Source organism: Siphonobacter curvatus (genome assembly GCF_002943425.1).
GTDB lineage: Bacteria > Bacteroidota > Bacteroidia > Cytophagales > Spirosomataceae > Siphonobacter > Siphonobacter curvatus.
Genome location: NZ_PTRA01000001.1, coordinates 3,418,072 through 3,435,765 on the forward strand (window position 1 = coordinate 3,418,072; position 17,694 = coordinate 3,435,765).

The window sequence follows — 17,694 nt, forward strand, 5'->3', positions numbered from 1 at the left end:
GTGTCTGGATACTGTGAATTTCGTGGTTCTCCTTTTAGATAAACTGTGTTGATGAAGTAAAAAGGTCCGTAGCAGGGTTTGCTACGGACCAAAGAAAACACTAAAACAGAGCTTCCTTTACAGGTTTATCCTGACCTAAACGCTAAACCGCAGTGGCGGACGTTTAAAAGCCTAGTACCTTTCCACTTTCCACTCCGCAATACCTCCTTCGAAGCGGATATTAATTTTCTTCTTGGCACCTGCATAACCGGGCGTTTCGTAAGCATCACCCTGACGCGTAAATCCGTTGAAATCTTTTTCCGTTAACGCTCCACGGGTGGTGATTCGGCAACCCACGGATTGCGGTACCTTGATTTTTACACTCGCCACACCCGCATTTACTTCCACGTCCGTCTGATCGGTCTTGTCACCCAGTTTCAGATCCATTTCGGTGGCTCCGGTGTGTAGACTTACCTTACTGACTTTAAAAGGCGTCAGGTCAAAATCGGCTTTTCCTGCCCCTACTTTCATGTCCAGATTCCAGAGCGGTTGTGGGTTAAGACGTACGGCAACATTGTTATGCGAGTGTTCGTCATCCCAGTTCCACTTCTTGCGGCCCTTCATGCTCAATATTACTTCGCTGGCTCCGTTTACACTCGTACTTTTCAGCGACAGATTGCCCATATCCAGATCACCATCGGCTTCTACCAACTGTTTATCTGTTGTACCCATCGTAAACTCCGCCGCTCCGCCTTCGAGTTGAAAACTAGCCGCATTAATACTATCGGTCATGGGTTCGGCCAAGTACTGCTTACCCCCACTCCGTTCTGAATCGCGGTTTTCGTACGATTCTTCGGCCTCATCGTCATGATCATCATCATCCCAGCTACCATTCCAGTGAATATTGTCCCGTACCCGGTCCCGCACTTTCGTTGCAATGAACAAGGGAACGCAGATGGCCAATAAAATCAGGGTCGCTACGGTGACGTTACGGTTCGATTTACCCCAGATCATATTTACACCCAGTACCACAAACAAGAGGGGCCAGAGTCGGAAGAGTTCACCGAAATGGAAGTCGAACCAGCCCAGATTTCGTCCCAGAAACAAAATTCCTAGTAGTACGAAAAATCCGCCGAGTAATAGATTTTTAGCATTCATAGTATGAAGGCCCGTAAGCGGTGCCCGTTAAAGAGAGATGACAGCAATAGCGTAGTTGAAGGAAAAACGTTATCAGGCAAAGGGATCAGCGGGTGGCTGAGGCGGTTGGGGTGGCTGCGGTGCAGCGGGATCGGTTGGAAAGGATCCCGTAGCTTGCGGCGGGTCGTAAGGCGGTTCTTCTTTTTTCCGAACCAATAGCCAGATACCCAGGACAATCAATGCTACGGGCCAGTATCGCCGTACCGAATGCCAGTGGATGTAAAACCACCCCAGTTCCTCGGCCAGTTTGATAATGCCGTAGGCGATAAAAGCCAGACCTACGAGTACGCGAGAAGGTGTCATGCGTGTGTTTGGTTATGGGTAAGTGTAACGCTGGTATTAGGCAATTCTTTCCTTAATCTGATCTTTGAAAATCAGTACCAGCCCAACGACGATTAATGACAGAGGCCAGGCTTTATCCCAGTCGAACCAGGTAAACTCGTCCAGTAGAAACAGGGAGCCAAACAAAATCGCGGCAATACCCCAGGCTTTCGAGTTATGCGTACGGGGCTTCGTATCCACCTCTACTGCATACACTCCTTCTACTCGTTTGGGAAGGGCAATCCATAAGATAATATAGGCAATGACGAAAGGAGCGTGCGTGAAAATGGCACCCAGTACAAACAGCACCCGCACCAGAGCTACATCGACATTTAAGTAAGCAGCCAGACCGGCGGCTACGCCACCAATCATTTTATGCGAAGGAATGCGTTCTAAACGGTTCATGACTTTATATCCTTAGTAGTGAATGATAAACGTTGAAAAAGCGGTTCATTGTTCGCTTTGTTGATTCAAAGGTGGCAATTGAATTGGTTCAACGGAAGTCAATCGGGCCGGATGGTTTCTTTCCGTGGATCAACGGACTATTTTATGGATAGAACTTGGTTATACCTAGTACCTCTAAGGTTTTTGAAGAATTACTGCGTTTTTTTCATTCTTAAATAGTAAAACAGGTATTTCTACGTAAAGAAAAGCGAGTCTACGGTATCAATTTTGTGAGATCAACCTTCTGCCTTTTCGAATTTCGCTTGTGTACATAAAAGTCATGAATCAATCATGATGATACTCCCTCTGGCATTGCTGGTTTAGAGTAAGACTATTGCCGATTCCAATAGCTATCCAACTCACAAACACGAACCCATCCAATCGGATGGGTTTCTTTTTGGATCTTAGGCTGGCCGTCTTTTTTTAACGGATCGGTTATTGAACCTTTGTATTATGCCCTATACTGCTCTCATTACCGGAGCCAACTCTGGCCTTGGACTGGCCACTGCTCAGGCTCTAGCCCGTCAGAATTTTGATCTGATTTTCCTGGTACGTTCGCGTGAGAAAGGCGAATGGGCCCGTCAGCAAGTACTTCAGCAGTCCCCACAGGCCCGTATCGAATTGTTCTTCGCCGACCTCACCAACCTGGCCTCTTTACGTCAGGCGGCCGAAGCTATTCACCAACGCTACGACCATATTGACCGGCTGATCAACAACGCAGGGTATGCTCCTGCATCCATTGAATACACACCCGAAGGCTACGAAAAGAGCTTTATCGCGAACCATCTGGGTCACTTTGTACTCACCTTTGAGTTGTTTGATTTATTGCAAGCCAGCGGTGACGCTCGGATCATTAATGTTTCCTCGGCAGCCCATGCCCTAGGCAAAGCCCGTCGTTTTTTTATGAAAAACAATACGGGTTTGAACATCTGGACTACCTACGGTGATGGCAAGCTGGCGAATATTCTTTTCACCCAGGAACTAACCCGGCGGCTCGAGGGGCAGTCCATTACGGCCTACGCTCTTCACCCCGGCGTTGTCAATTCACAGTTCGGGCAAAATTTTCTGGGGAGCTGGAAAGTCGGCTTTGGGTTACTACGCCCGTTTATGATTACGCCCGAGGAAGGAGCCCGAACGGCGGTATACCTGTCGACGGCTGCTTTACCCGAATCATACAACGGAGGATACTTTAGCAAATCACGCCCTACGCGTATTCTCAACGCCGACGCCAATGCTTTCAATGGGCAGTTGTTATGGAAACTCAGCGAACAGGCGGCCGGCATTCGCTGGTTGTCCTGATCCCCGTTCCGGGCGGGCTTATAAGGCTTCTGAGTACATTCGTCGCATTCCTTTTTCAAGAATGGCACTTAGCCCGTACTTTAGTCTGACCTTTCAGCCAAGACTACTGGCTTATTGAAGGGAAGCACTACTCTGACTAACGAAACGATATGAGTGATTCCCATGCTGCCTATACCGTATTGCGGACGTATTTGTTAGATAAAACTGATTTCTCGGAAGAAAACTTAGCAACTATTTTCAGTTATTTCCGACTAAAAAAGGCCGCTCGCTACGAATTTTTATTGACTTCGGGTGAAGTTTGCCGGCATCTGTACTTTGTGAGCCGGGGCAGTTTTCGCCTGTTCTACACGCAACCCGACGGAGCCGAAGCCACGCGGTATTTTGCTCTGGAAAATACCTTCGGTACGGCCCTACAAAGCTTTTTGACGCAGGAACCTTCTCTGGAAACCAACCAGGTACTGGAAAACTCAGACCTACTGTTCATCAGCTACGAAGATTTTTATCACCTGCACGCTACCCTACCCGGCTGGGATGCGGTATACCGTTACATTCTTGAAACGGCTTACATTATCAGTACCCGGCGATTTGAAACCTTCCTGTGCCTGGATGCCGCGGATCGCTATCGCTGGTTACTACGTATGCACCCTTCGCTAATTGAGCGGTTTTCTAACAAACACGTCGCCTCGTACCTGGGTCTTTCCCAGGAAACGTTAAGCAGGCTCAAATCGCGTATTGGCCGTAGTCCTCAACCTACCTGACGCTGTAGGTGTTGTAAAGCCATTCTACGGTAAGGCTCCAGATCTAGCACAGGACGGCTGCGTAGGGGGGCTTCGTCATCCCATTCCTTTACTTTTAAGCTCAGGTAGAAGTACGGATTTTTTTCGTAGGCTTTGGCCTCCCGTTCGAGCATGATTCCACCCTGCGCATATAATCGCTGTAAGCGGTACTCGTCCAGTTGCCGTACGCGTTCCGGAAATTTCCAACACAAATAGCGTTCGGCTTCGGTGTGCATCACGACCACCTGAGTCACTTTTTCCGAGAAACCATTGGCTCGCAGGTACTCCGAACCAATGCGACCGTAAGCCTGATACTGGTGACCCGCAGCCAGTAACTGGCCGATGTCGTGAAAGAAGGCGGCCAGTACTACTTCATCGTCGTAGCCTTCTTCTTCGGCCAATTGAGCCGTCTGGATGGAATGTTCCAGCAGACGTTCGTCAACCACCTCATTGAATGATTGGTACAATCCTAACAGAGCATCGACGGTTGCCTGCATTTCAAAATTTTTCATAGTATACCAAGGACTAAGCTATCTTTCATGCGTGGAGGCGGCTTATCCAAATACACAAAAAGCGGCAGTACAAGGTTCTGCCGCTTTTCTTCAATCGTTTCATTCACTTAACCATAATGCGTTTCGGGCTGGATAAATCGCTCTTGTCTGGAACAAACTTACACCGCCAGCATTACGTCAGTTTTAAGTAGCCGTGAACAAATTGATAGTTTTCCATTGGTTACGATCTAGCAGTAGTGATCTATCGGATGCACACGATCACTCAGGAATCAATTGTTTTTCAGTATGTTAACCTTATTACCTTCGATCGTCTCAGGTTTACATCTTTTCAATGAAAAAATAGACGATTAAAAGGAGACTGTCTTCGTTGGTTTGATTAGACGATTTATGCGGTACTCGACCGTCAAAGAATAGCGAATCCCCTTCTTTTAACGCATGGGTTTCTTCGCCCATGACATACTCTATTTCTCCCTTTATCACGTAGTTAAACTCATAGGCATCACTGGTTGTAGCCGTATTTTGCTGAGCCTGTGGTTTTACTTCCGCCAATACAAAGTCCACGGCTAGGGGCGAAATCGTTTTCGTCAAGATGCGACGATAGGTAACGTGCGGAGTATCTTCTTTGTAGAAGGTCTGATACTCCTCTTTGCGTCGGACAGAAAGTTTTCCGTTTCCTGACCCCTGTACCAATTCTTCAAAAAATACGTTCAAATCTATTCCCAATGAACGAATTAAATTGATGAGTACGAGTAGAGAAGGAATCGTACGATTATTCTCAATTTGGGAAATTAATGCCTTACTTACCTGAGCCCGATTAGCAAGCTCTTGTAAAGTAATACCCTGACTTTTCCGCTTTCCTTTAAGTTGGCTACTGATTTGAATTAAAATCTCTTCGTTCATGCAGTTGACAACGCTTCAGAGCAAGTAGCGTTGTTTTGGTTATTGATAATTTAAAAATTTGAGGATTTTTTGAGCTTTTTGGCAAAATAAATGGCGGAGATTACCAGTAAAAGCCCTGCAATTAGCGGAAGAAGGTAGGTAATACTGAGGTAAAACTTGAGCCAGGAAATATCCGTATGACTGAAGTTTTTAAATACTAGAATGCCCACGCTTCCCAGGTACCCAGCGAAATCAGCCGAATAAAAGAGGAAGCCTACATTCGCTTTTTCACCCCGGATGGCAATGAGACGTTCAAAAAGCATTCCATTGAAGGGAACGTATACCAGATAAATACCTAGCCCTACGCCAATCATCCATTCCAGCGGTTGAATTTGTCCCTGGAGGTATAACCAGGAAGCGAACGGAATCAAAAGTATGCCCAGTGCAATAAAGACTAGGTTAGCCCAGAATGCCTTACGGTTGTTGGAAATCACAAATAGCACGCCTACCAGTAGGGTCACAATTACCCCTACCCAACTTTCGGTTACGGAAAAAATACGGGGTGTGCGGATGCCCAGTTCCCGCCAGATTTCAACGGCAAAGTTGTCGCGAATATCCCGCAGCATGGAGATAATGACGTAGATCAGGATCAATGCAACCAAACCCGGAGCCAGTGCTTTGAAGAAATGTCGACGGTCTTCCGCAGTCATGGGGAGACGAGGCTTTCGGGCGGCAATGTCGGCTTGGGTTGGCGGCGGAGCAACCTGTAACATCCAGACAAAGAGTACCAGAAACGGCGAAAAAGCCAAGCCTACTACCGCGGGCATCCAGTATTCGGATATTCCCCAGTTGAGTACCCAGACCCCGACGGATTTTACTACCCCGGAAGCGACAATGAAACTTAAACAGAGCCCCGCTCCAAGCAGGTCGGTCAGGCGGCGGCCCTCCAGAAAGCTAAAGACTAGGCCATACACCAGACCTAAAGCGAGGCCATTGAAAAACAATAAAAACCAATTATACGGGGGCGGTAGTAAGCCAAACAGAATCAGAGCTAATTCGGCGGCTCCAATTACCATTAGAATACGGGAAGATCGTTGCTCCGGGCGAGTCTCGGAGATGATTTTGATACCAATGCCTTTGGCTGTTGCGTACCCTAGAATCTGAGCAACGACCAGAATGATTTTATAATCGATCCCTCCCCATTGCATGGATTCGAAAGTACCCGCAGTAAAGGGCTTCCGAAAGGCAAACATGCAGAAGTAAGTACCAAAAGCAGCTACGGTTAACCAAAGGGTTAAGAAGAAGGAATTGGTAATTTTTAATGGCTGTGTAAAAAAATCTCTAATACCCATACACAATTCCCATGATTGGCGAACATAACTTCGCATTATTGTTTCAGTATAACTAAAACAATTTAAGTTGAGCTGAAAATAATGCGTTCGTTGGGACTTAAATAATTCAGGTGGGGTAATAGAGCAGTAAGTATAACTATTTTCGAGCTAATTAAATTAACTCAAGAACAAATCAACATGTTTTTTAAAAGAAGACTATTTTCTTCGTGCAACTGGATTATATGGCATCAATAAAACTCGTTTCGCGTGAAATATTGATGAAACACCTTTAGTATCTACGATGAATTGCTGAAAAATGGGTTTTCTAAATTACCCTTACTTCGAAAAACGAATCGCTTCAACCGGCCGCATACGGGTAATAATGAAGGTAGGTAAGAGCAGCACGAGCGTGACTAGTCCGAGTACGGCTAGGTTAAGAGCCAGTACTACGCCCCAGTTCATTTCAATGGGGACGTAACTCATGTAGTAGTTTTCCGGATCAAGCGGGAAGAGACGGTAGCGTTGCTGAATCAGACACAGACCAATACCTAAGCCATTACCAATCAGAAGACCTTTCAGAATCATCGAGATTCCCTGCCACAGAAAAACTTTACGAATTTGCCAGCTAGGACTACCCAAGGCTTTTAGCAAGCCAATCATGGGAATCCGCTCCATGATGAGTACCAGCAGTACCGACACCATATTAAAGCTGGCCACGAATAAAATCAGGGTTAGGAATACGCTAAGGTTACGATCCAGCAGACTCAACCAGTCGAACAGGGGCCGATACTCATCGACTACACTTCGCAGATCCTGTTCGGGTTCGAGCAACTTGGCGATTTGGGCTTCCGCGGTCGGTAACTGGGTAAAATCTTTTACAAACACTTCGTACCCACCTACCGTATCGGGCCCCCAGCGATTGAGCTTTTGTACCAGACGTATATCCCCCAGAATGAGTTGTTTATCCAATTCCTCCAGGCCCGTTTCATAGATTCCCGTAACCGTAAGTTTACGCGGGCGGGGCGGGTTTTGAAGGAAATAAATGATTACGCCATCGCCGGGTTTGAGTTGTAACTGCTTGGCAATCGTTCGACTGATCATCACCTGTTTCGAATCGGAGGTATCTTTCTGAAATGCAGGCAAGGCACCTTCCACCAAATTCTGCTGAAAAACATTCCAGTCGTAATCAGATCCTACTCCTTTAAACAGTACCCCCTGAAGATCATCCGGCGTTTTCAGTATCCCCGCTTTGTGAGCCACCATTTGCAGATGGCGTACGGCCGACAGGCTTTTGTACTGTTCACTGATTCGGGATTTACGGGGCATAGCCGTTTCTTCGTACGACTGGTTCAGCGTATACCGGGTAACTTTCAGGTGAGCCGACAGACTAAAGAGTTTTTCCTGAATGGTGCCTTTAAAACCAAACAGTACCGCAAAAGCCAGGATCATCACCGCCAGCCCAATCGCAATACTGGCAATGCCAATACGGGTTACGGTCGCCGAAAACAAGCGTTGTTCGGTACGGCGGCGTAAACGGGCAGCGAGAAAACGTGGAAAGTTCAACGAAAATAGTATTAGTTACCGGATGCTCATCCAGGTTTGTTCAAAACCAATGAAAACTGGGTTTACGATTCAGATTCGATCGTTTTCCCCTTTTTTCCTGACTACAAAAGTAGCGGTTCCCGTGCTTTTCCAAACTTAGCGTTGGTTTTTCCGCTCTTTCCCCCGAAATTTGCACATGGTTTCTTTCCGTACCCCCTGTTTACTGGCTCTTTTCTTGCTGGTGGTCGCCTGTTCGCGGCCCGTTTTACACGCCCAGTCTGCTTCCAAGGTGACGCTCGGTATCGAGCGAACGAACGAGTACCTGCCCTTGCTGAAAGGGAAAAAGGTAGGTCTGGTGGTCAATCACACGTCCATATTTCCTAATCAAACGCACCTCGCCGATTCTTTGCTGGCTCTGGGCGTGCAGATTAAGACCATTTTTGGTCCCGAACATGGCTTTCGTGGCAAGGCCGATGCGGGCGAGCACGTCTCGAGTGGCGTCGATCAGAAAACTGGTTTACCCGTCGTATCCCTCTACGGCTCGAATAAGAAACCCACACCCGAACAAATCAAGGACCTCGATATTCTTCTGTTTGACATTCAGGATGTAGGAGCCCGTTTCTATACGTATACTTCTACCATGCACTATATTATGGAAGCGGCAGCGGAACAGGGCAAGTCGGTACTGATTCTGGACCGGCCTAATCCCAATGGTCACGTAGTGGATGGCCCCGTACTGGACCGCAAGTTTGCCTCCTTCGTCGGACTTAATCCTGTTCCCATTTCCCACGGTTGCACGGTAGCTGAACTGGCCGAGATGATCAATCAGGAAGGCTGGCTGAAAAACGGAGTCAAATGCAAGCTCGTAACGGTTCTCTGTCAGAATTATACCCATCAAACGCCCTATACCCTACCCATCGCTCCATCGCCGAATTTGCCCAACCAGCAAAGTATTCTGCTGTACCCTTCCATCTGTTTGTTCGAGGGTACGGAAATCAGTTTAGGCCGGGGTACGGATACCCAATTTCAGGTCATTGGCGGTCCTTCGCCAACGTATGGTACGTACGAATTCACCCCAGTCGATAAACCCGGAGCCATGAACCCACCCAACGAAGGCGTGCGTTGTTACGGACTAGACCTAAGGAAGGTAGATGCCTGGAAAGAAGGTTTTACGCTGAAATACGTACTGGACTTTTACGCAAAGGCTCCGGATAAAAGTAAATTCATCAACCGGCCGAAAGCCTTCGATCAACTGGCGGGTACCGACCAGTTGCGGAAACAAATGGAAGCGGGCCTGAGCGAATCCGACATCCGGAAGAGCTGGGAGCCAGCTTTAAGTCAATACAAAACCCTTCGAAAAAAGTACTTACGATACCCCTGATAGCCGTTTGAGCAGAGGTTTAATGTTTGATAGGGTTTGAAGGTTGAGATCAAGTTTTAGACCTTATACTTCAAACTTCCAACCTTAAACCCCTCCCAAACGCAGAACTCTTTTTTTATCGATTCCTTACTGACCAATTGTCGGTACACACATGACTGAAAAAATTCTTATTCTCGATTTTGGCTCGCAGTATACGCAGCTCATCGCCCGCCGGGTTCGCGAGTTAAACGTGTATTGCGAAATTCATCCGTATAATCATTTTCCCGAACTCGACGCTTCTGTGAAAGGGGTCATCCTTTCCGGTAGTCCCTGCTCGGTACGCGACGCCGACTCACCACACCCGGACTTGTCACAGTTCCGGGGTCAGTTGCCTTTGCTGGGCGTTTGCTACGGAGCCCAGCTGCTGGCTCAAACCTCAGGCGGCGAAGTAGCCCCTTCTAAAATCCGGGAATACGGACGGGCCATGCTGCATTCGGACGATGCCAACCGTTCGGTACTGTTGCAAAACCTGACGCCCGAGTCGCAGGTATGGATGTCCCACGGTGATACCATCGTAACGATTCCCGACAACTTTACCATCATTGGCTCCACGGAAACCGTACGCGTAGCCGCTTTTAAAATTGAAGGCGAAGAAACCTACGGCATTCAGTTTCACCCCGAGGTGACCCACTCGCTGGAAGGCAAGGAAGTACTGAAAAACTTCCTGGTGGACATCTGCGGTTGCAAGCAGGAATGGACGCCCGCTAACTTCGTGGAAGAAGTAGTTGAGCAACTCAAGGAAAAACTAGGCAATGACAAAGTAGTCATGGCTCTTTCCGGTGGCGTCGATTCTACGGTGGCCGCCATGCTGATTCACCGGGCCATCGGACCGAACCTGTACTGTATCTTCGTGGATAACGGTCTGCTGCGGAAAGACGAATTCGAGCAGGTGTTGCATTCGTACCAGGATATGGGACTGAACATCAAAGGCGTGAACGCCAAAGAGCAGTTCTACACCGCTCTGTTTGGTCTAACCGATCCCGAAGATAAACGCAAAGCCATTGGCCGTTCTTTCATTGAAGTATTCGATCAGGAAGCTCACCTGCTGACCGACGTAAGCTGGTTGGGTCAGGGTACGATCTACCCCGACGTGATTGAATCGGTGTCCGTGAAAGGTCCTTCCGCGACGATTAAATCGCACCACAACGTAGGCGGCTTGCCCGATTTCATGAAACTTCAGGTCATCGAGCCCCTGCGTACCTTATTTAAGGATGAAGTACGCCGCGTGGGCCGTGAGCTAGGTATTGTGGAATCCATTTTGGGTCGTCATCCCTTCCCCGGACCGGGTCTGGCCATCCGGATTTTGGGTGATATTACGGCTGAGAAAGTAGCCATTCTCCAGGAAGTAGACGCCATTTTCATTGGCAAACTCCGGGAAAAAGGCCTCTACAATCAGGTATGGCAGGCCGGAGCCATTCTGCTGCCCATCCAGTCCGTTGGCGTTATGGGCGATGAGCGTACCTACGAACGCGTCGTGGCTCTGCGGGCCGTGGCCTCAGTAGACGGGATGACTGCCGACTGGGTACACTTGCCTTACGAGTTTCTGGCGGAAGTTTCCAACGAAATCATCAACCGGGTGAAAGGCGTAAACCGCGTCGTGTACGACATTTCTTCAAAACCCCCGGCCACTATTGAGTGGGAGTAATCATACGACGAAAGCCGGAGGCTTTGCCCCGGCTTTTCGTTTTTGTTAAAAAGTTTGAAACGTGTAGCTCGTATACATGCTTTCAAACTTTTTTAACGTTACAAGAAAACAGTACCTTTAATTTTCGTTTTAATCATCGTTCAATACCCACCTAATTACTCTATCTCCATCCCTCTGTATGAAAAAGTTATACGCTGTCTTGTTCCTTGCGTTGAGCGTCTGGTCTTGTAAGCCCGCTGAAACCGAACCGGCAACCGCTTATGATTACTTTCCGCTTGAAAAAGGCAATTTTATCATTTACGACGTTACCCAAACGCAATACGCCCTGGCTCAGGATTCGGTACGATCGCAGTATCAGATTAAAGAACTCGTCGCGGACGCCTTTACAGGACTAGACGGCGAACCCTCCTTCCGGCTCGAACGCTACCGCCGTAATAGCCAGCAGCAGGCTTGGGCCATTGATTCCGTATGGACGGCTCGTCGAACGCTGAATCAGGCCATTCGCACGGAAAACAATGTACCCTACGTAAAACTCTGGTTTCCGATTTACGTTAAACAAACCTGGAATGGTAACGTTTTGAATAGTAATGACCCGGACGAATACGAGGTAACTCAACTGGATGAACCGCTGAAAATCGGTACAAACGATTTTTCTAAAACGTTAACAGTCGTACAGGAGAACAAAGTATCAGCCATTGATTTAGTGAATCGTAAAGAAATATACGCCAAAGGAGTCGGACTGATTTACCGGGAACGTACGGAACTGTATTACTGCCAGTCCGGCGATTGCTTTGGTCAGAATAAAATTGATTTTGGAACTCGCTTCATTCAGCAAATATCTAGTTATGGTAAAGAATAGAGGGCTTCGGGCTGGTTTATCGGCACTGTTAGCGTGTGCATTTTTCTCGGTTCAGGCCCAAACGACGGCCAAGTATCTGGTCGTATTCAAGGACAAAACCAATTCACCCTACGACGTCAATCGCCCGCAAGAGTTTCTCTCCAAACGTTCCATTGAGCGTCGTTTCAAACAAAATCTGGTTGTTTCTGAACGCGACCTGCCACCTAATCCGACCTACATTCAGGCCGTTCGGGAAAAAGGAGCGAAAGTCTGGTACAAAACCCGTTGGGCCAATGGCGTACTCGTTGAATGTACCCCTCAGCAACTGGAAGAGATCAAAACCCTGCCTTTCGTGGCCGGTAATGATGGTAACGTTCCTTTGAGTGCAGTACCCGTCACCACGACGCCGGGCATTCGTAGCGGCAGCAAAGCCTGGTCGGATGACCTGCAACCGCTGGAAGCGTCGCCCCTTGCTACTACCCCAAAAAATCCCAAAGCTCTCGATTACGGGCATTCTCAAGCTCAAATTGGTCAGATGCGAGTGGACTCGATGCACGCCCGGGGTTTCCACGGCGAAGGCATGTGGGTAGGCGTGATCGACAATGGCTTTCTGAGCGTCAACACGCAGGCGGCGTTCAAACACCTGTTTGACGAAAATCGAATTCTGGGTACCTACGATTTCGTAGCGAACAATGCCAACGTATACGATCAGGGTACGCACGGCAACAGTGTACTTTCGCTCATGGCGGCTTACCTGCCGGGTCAGCTGATTGGTACCGCTTACAAAGCCTCGTATCTGTTGCTTCACACGGAAGACAATTCCGGCGAAAAACGGCAGGAAGAAGCTTTTTGGTTAGCTGCTGCCGAATACGCTGATAGCGTAGGCGTAGATGTCATCAATTCTTCGCTGGGATATTCAACGTTCGACAATCCGGCCACCAGCTATACGTATCAGGATCTGAACGGCCAGAAGGCTCTTTCGACCCGGGCCGCTAAATGGGCCGCTGAAACGGGGATTCTGGTGGTGGTTGCGGCGGGTAACGAAGGCAGCGATGCTTGGCGTTACATCACCGTACCCGCGGATGCGGATTCCATCATTACCGTAGGAGCCGTTGACTCACGCATGGCTCGGGCCAACTTTAGTTCCATCGGACCAACCGCGGATGGACGCATGAAGCCCGATTTGTCGGCGATGGGCTCCGGTAACGTGGTGATCAACGCCCTCAACGGACAGTTGGCTTCGGGCGGTGGAACTTCGTATGCCTCGCCCCTGCTGGCGGGTATGGCGACCAGTTTCTGGCAGGCGTATCCGTACCTGACCAACATGGAAGTGATTTCTTTGCTGAAACAATCGGCTCATAAGAACGAGGAACCGGACAACTTTCTGGGCTACGGTGTACCCAATTACCTGAGAGCCGAGCAAGCCGTACAGGCGTTCCGTAAGAAAGAAGGCGTACGCATTGTACCTAATCCCACGAGTGGCTCCCGCAATCCCATCGCTGAGTTGCCGTTTAACGAGCAAAACCGTACGTACGCTGTAACGCTACTCGATACGCAGGGACGCATTTTCTGGGAAGGACAAGTTTCGGGTCGTCGGGCTGAACTCGCCATTGGATCACTTCCGATGCCTTCGGGTATGTATATGTTGCGATTCTCGCGGGACGCGGAGAACTACACGGCCCGCTGGCTGAAATGGTAGGAACATCCAGCACCTAGATGTAGTACACGCAGAAGCCGTAAAAGCATGACTTTTACGGCTTCTTTCATGAATAAGCCACTGGAAATACTTACACATTCATTGTTCGACTTCCTTCATTATTCGAGTATAAAGTAGTACCCATTCCAGATTGCAAAACGTCCTCCACAGCTTTGGTCTTGAGATTTGCCTGAAAAGTCGCTGACTTGAAAGTTCGCGACTGGCTTTAGTGTATCTTCATTGCAAAGAAATCGTTTCATTCTCACTATGAAAAAACTCTTACTCTTGCCTTTACTGGTCCTTACCAGTATGGCCTACGGCCAGAAAAAAGGGAAGAAACCAACTCCTCCGCCCCAACCTAAAAAAGCCCTTACGCACAGCGTGTACGACGGCTGGAAATCCATTACGTACCGTACGCTCTCCAACGATGGCGACTGGGCCATCTACACCGCTAACCCCCAGGAAGGCGATGGTAACGCGATTTTTTACGGGCTGAAAAAAAGCAAAATTGACTCCGTTCAGCGAGCCGCCGACATTCGGGTTAGCTACGACTCGGAAGTAGCTGTCTTCAAGATTAAGCCCCAAGCGGCAGTCGTACGTGATGCCAAGCGGAAGAAGAAAAAGCGGGAAGACATGCCCAAAGATTCGCTGGGCATCTACTCGCTGAAAACGAGTCAACTGACCAAAATTCCGAAGGTTTCCTCGTTCGCTCTTCCCGAGAAAGCGGGTGGATTTGTAGCCTATCAACTGGAAACACCCGCCGCGAAACGCGATACGACGGCTCGCCGTACCAATCGCAAACCCGCTAAAAAAGAATCCGAAGAAAATGGGTATCAGCTCGTCCTGAAAAACCTTAAATCCGGCACGCAGACTTCCTATTCCTTTGTGACGGATTATGCCTTTAGCAAAAACGGCAAACGGCTGGCGTACGTTACTACGGGTAACGACAGTACAGTAAAACTACCCGGTGTTTACGTCGTGGATCTGGCCAACGGTTCTTCGCAGAAAGTATTCGAAGCGAAAGGCAAAACCAAGAAACTCAGTTTCGACGAAGCCGGCGACCAACTGGCTTTCGTAACCGATCCCGATACCAACGCCAAATCGCTGGTGCATTACCATCAGTTGTACTACTGGAAATCCGGTCAGGCTCAGGCTCTTAAAGTAGCGGACCAGGCCAATCAACCCGGTCCGAAAGGCTGGCTGGTGAGTGGTGATGCTCCGCTGGCTTTCGCCAAAAACGGTTCGAAACTGTTCTTCGGTACGGCTCCCGTTCCTGCGGTAGCTGATACAACGATGTTACCCGAAGAAGTGGTAAATGTAGAAGTATGGGGACCTAAAGACCGTACTTTGCAACCCCAACAGAAAGTAACCGCCGAACGCGATAAGAAACGTTCGTACACTGCCGTTTACGATCCGGCTACGAACGCCTTACGGCAACTAGCTACGACGGAAATGGACGAAATTCTGCCCGTCGCTGATGGCAATGCTGATTATGTAGTGGCTCTTTCGGATTTGAAATACTCGCACGAACACTGGGACTGGAATAGTCGTAACGATGCGTACGTAGTTTCCACGAAAGATGGTTCAAAGAAACTGATTGGTGAAAACATTCGGGGGAACATCCGCATGTCGCCCGAGGGCAAGTATGCGTACTGGTTCTCCCTGTCGGATACGGCTTGGTTTGCTCATAGCATTGCTACGGGTAAAACCGTTCAGTTGACCAAAGACCGGAAATTCGCGGACGAAGACGACGATCATCCGGATTTCCCCCGGGGATACGGCTCGACGGGCTGGACGAAAGGCGATGCACTGCTGTATATCTACGACAAATACGACGTCTGGACGGTAGATCCGGCGAATCCCACTAGCCTGACGCGACTGACCAAGGGTCGGGAAGTAAAGAAAACCTATCGCTTCATTAACCTTGATCCCGAAGATCGCGGTCTGGTTGATCCTTCCAAACCGCAATTGGTTCACCTTTTCGATCACACGACGAAAGCGAGTGGTTACGCTCAATGGTCGGGTTCAACGCTGACGGTACTGCACCAGGGCGATTTCGCGGCCAGTCCGATGGTAACGAAGGCCAAGAATACGAATGATCTGCTTTTCACGAAAACCACATTCCGTGAGTATCCGGACTTGATGGCCACGGACCTGTCCTTCAAAAACATTCGGAAGATCTCCAACCTGGGCGAGCAGACGAAAGCATATCGCTGGGGTACGGTGGAAATGGTGAGCTGGGTATCGGGCGATGGTGTAACGCTACAGGGATTGCTCTACAAACCCGATGATTTCGATTCGACGAAGAAGTACCCCATGATTACGTATTTCTACGAAAAGGAATCGGATAACATTCACAACTTCGTAACGCCCGCTCCGACCGCGAGTGCCCGTAACAACTACGCGTACTCGGTTTCCAACGGGTATATCGTATTCGTACCAGACATCGTGTATCAGGATGGTTATCCCGGTCCAAGTGCTTACAGCTGTATCATTCCGGGGGTACTGAAGTTACTGGAAAATCCCTGGGTGGACCGTACGCGGCTGGGCATTGTAGGCCATAGCTGGGGCGGCTACCAGACGGCGTATCTGATTACGAAAACGAATCTGTTTAAGACGGCCGTACCGGGTGCTCCCGTCGCCAACATGACGAGTGCTTACGGAGGTATTCGCTGGGGAACGGGCTTGAGTCGTCAGGCTCAGTACGAGCATACACAAAGCCGTATCGGTGGTACGCTCTGGGAGAAAACGCAGCAATACCTCGATAATTCACCGCTGTTCTATTTACCCAACGTACAAACGCCCGCTCTGATCCTGCACAACGATGAAGACGACGCAGTACCCTGGTACCAGGGCATTGAGTTGTACGTGGGCCTGAAACGTCTGGGTAAACCCGCCTGGATGCTCAACTACAACACGGAGAAACACGGCCTTCGCGTGCGTAAAAACCAGAAAGACTGGACCATCCGCATGTGGCAATACCTGGATCACTACCTGAAGGATGCTCCGGCTCCGCAATGGATGGTCGAGGGGTTACCCATGATTGAAAAAGGGGTGAATCAGCGACTGGAACCCGCAGCGGCCCTGCCTTCCGCAAAGGCGACGCGGTAAAAAGAAAAGACCGAATGGTATTAAGCCATTCGGTCTTTTGCTTTTAGGTAGTGTGCTACGCCTTACGCGTCGTCACGAACAATCTTTACGGACTGAATCGTATCTCCCTGACGGATGTCATCCACGATGTCCAATCCTTCAATCACCTGACCAAAAGCCGTGTGTACGCCATCGAGGTGAGCCGTGTTCGAACGGTTATGGCAGATGAAGAACTGGCTACCGCCCGTATTGGGGCCACGGTGAGCCATCGACAAGACGCCACGATCGTGACGCTGACGTTCGGCTTTCGTTTCGCAGGGAATCGTATAACCCGGACCACCCGCACCGGTACCGGTAGGATCGCCACCCTGAATCATGAAATTAGGGATTACGCGGTGGAATTTTACACCGTTGTAGAATCCTTTTTCTGATAAATCAATAAAGTTTTTTACCGTAATGGGCGTCTCCTTTTCGAAGAGTTCAATCACCATTGTACCCTTATCGGTAAGCATTTCGGCTTTTACCATTGCTTCGTACTGATTAGTTGAGACTGCGAAGTTAGGCAATTAAGTTTTCCAAAACTTCGCAAACATTGCTGCAAATCGTAGAATTTTCAGCCCGTCCCAAGGGACATATTTCCTCATTATCAGCTCGTTACAGATTAGAAAGTGGTTAGAATTGTATTAGAATTCACTAAAACTTAAATCGGAATTAAATTTTTTAAA

Annotated in this window: 15 protein-coding genes; 7 read left to right on the forward strand and 8 right to left on the reverse strand. The window is 48.8% G+C overall.

What is annotated here, in order from left to right; translation table 11 throughout:
- Positions 1-171: 171 nt before the first annotated feature.
- The 3 genes from C5O19_RS14150 to C5O19_RS14160 all read right to left on the reverse strand — a co-directional run bounded on the left by C5O19_RS14150 (position 172) and on the right by C5O19_RS14160 (position 1,902).
- Positions 172-1,137 carry a LiaI-LiaF-like domain-containing protein gene (locus tag C5O19_RS14150; protein ID WP_104713261.1) on the reverse strand — a complete coding sequence of 322 codons (966 nt, stop codon included), beginning with the start codon at positions 1,135-1,137 and terminating at the stop codon, positions 172-174.
- A gap of 72 nt (positions 1,138-1,209) precedes the next feature.
- Positions 1,210-1,479, reverse strand: a complete 270-nt coding sequence (locus tag C5O19_RS14155) for a LiaI-LiaF-like domain-containing protein (RefSeq protein ID WP_104713263.1) — start codon at positions 1,477-1,479, stop codon at positions 1,210-1,212.
- Positions 1,480-1,515: 36 nt separating this feature from the next.
- Entirely contained in the window at positions 1,516-1,902 is a 387-nt protein-coding gene (locus C5O19_RS14160) for a PspC domain-containing protein (protein ID WP_104713265.1), read from the reverse strand.
- A gap of 492 nt (positions 1,903-2,394) precedes the next feature.
- Between C5O19_RS14160 and C5O19_RS14165 the strand changes: the two genes are divergently transcribed.
- A complete protein-coding gene (locus tag C5O19_RS14165) occupies positions 2,395-3,240 on the forward strand; it encodes an SDR family NAD(P)-dependent oxidoreductase (protein ID WP_104713267.1) in 846 nt (281 codons plus the stop codon).
- Between the two features lie 149 nt (positions 3,241-3,389).
- A complete protein-coding gene (locus C5O19_RS14170) occupies positions 3,390-3,998 on the forward strand; it encodes a Crp/Fnr family transcriptional regulator (protein WP_104713269.1) in 609 nt (202 codons plus the stop codon).
- On the opposite strand, the gene C5O19_RS14175 is transcribed toward C5O19_RS14170, so the two are convergent.
- From C5O19_RS14175 to C5O19_RS14190, 4 genes are all read right to left on the reverse strand, one after another.
- Positions 3,986-4,528, reverse strand: coding sequence for an HD domain-containing protein (locus C5O19_RS14175; RefSeq protein ID WP_104713272.1), 543 nt, complete (start codon positions 4,526-4,528; stop codon positions 3,986-3,988). The genes C5O19_RS14170 and C5O19_RS14175 overlap by 13 nt on opposite strands.
- Before the next feature lie 318 nt (positions 4,529-4,846).
- Positions 4,847-5,428, reverse strand: a complete 582-nt coding sequence (locus C5O19_RS14180) for a helix-turn-helix domain-containing protein (protein WP_104713274.1) — start codon at positions 5,426-5,428, stop codon at positions 4,847-4,849.
- Between the two features lie 50 nt (positions 5,429-5,478).
- A complete protein-coding gene (locus C5O19_RS14185) occupies positions 5,479-6,759 on the reverse strand; it encodes a DUF5690 family protein (protein WP_133163367.1) in 1,281 nt (426 codons plus the stop codon).
- Positions 6,760-7,074: 315 nt separating this feature from the next.
- The gene (locus C5O19_RS14190; protein ID WP_104713278.1) at positions 7,075-8,301 is read right to left on the reverse strand and encodes an ABC transporter permease; all 1,227 of its coding nucleotides are present in this window, start codon (positions 8,299-8,301) and stop codon (positions 7,075-7,077) included.
- Between the two features lie 175 nt (positions 8,302-8,476).
- On the opposite strand from C5O19_RS14190, the gene C5O19_RS14195 reads away from it, so the two are divergent.
- The 5 genes from C5O19_RS14195 to C5O19_RS14215 all read left to right on the forward strand — a co-directional run bounded on the left by C5O19_RS14195 (position 8,477) and on the right by C5O19_RS14215 (position 16,990).
- A complete protein-coding gene (locus C5O19_RS14195; RefSeq protein ID WP_104713280.1) occupies positions 8,477-9,661 on the forward strand; it encodes an exo-beta-N-acetylmuramidase NamZ family protein in 1,185 nt (394 codons plus the stop codon).
- A 151-nt stretch (positions 9,662-9,812) separates the two neighbouring features.
- Positions 9,813-11,345, forward strand: coding sequence for a glutamine-hydrolyzing GMP synthase (gene guaA / locus C5O19_RS14200; RefSeq protein ID WP_104713282.1), 1,533 nt, complete (start codon positions 9,813-9,815; stop codon positions 11,343-11,345).
- 178 nt (positions 11,346-11,523) lie between these two features.
- Positions 11,524-12,204, forward strand: coding sequence for a hypothetical protein (locus tag C5O19_RS14205; protein WP_104713284.1), 681 nt, complete (start codon positions 11,524-11,526; stop codon positions 12,202-12,204).
- Positions 12,191-13,882, forward strand: coding sequence for a S8 family serine peptidase (locus tag C5O19_RS14210; protein WP_104713286.1), 1,692 nt, complete (start codon positions 12,191-12,193; stop codon positions 13,880-13,882). Before C5O19_RS14205 ends, C5O19_RS14210 begins: the two co-directional genes overlap by 14 nt.
- A 264-nt stretch (positions 13,883-14,146) precedes the next feature.
- On the forward strand, positions 14,147-16,990 hold the full coding sequence (locus C5O19_RS14215; protein ID WP_104713288.1) for a S9 family peptidase: 2,844 nt from the start codon (positions 14,147-14,149) through the stop codon (positions 16,988-16,990).
- 62 nt (positions 16,991-17,052) lie between these two features.
- On the opposite strand, the gene C5O19_RS14220 is transcribed toward C5O19_RS14215, so the two are convergent.
- Positions 17,053-17,496, reverse strand: coding sequence for a peptidylprolyl isomerase (locus C5O19_RS14220; protein ID WP_104713291.1), 444 nt, complete (start codon positions 17,494-17,496; stop codon positions 17,053-17,055).
- Positions 17,497-17,694: the final 198 nt, after the last annotated feature.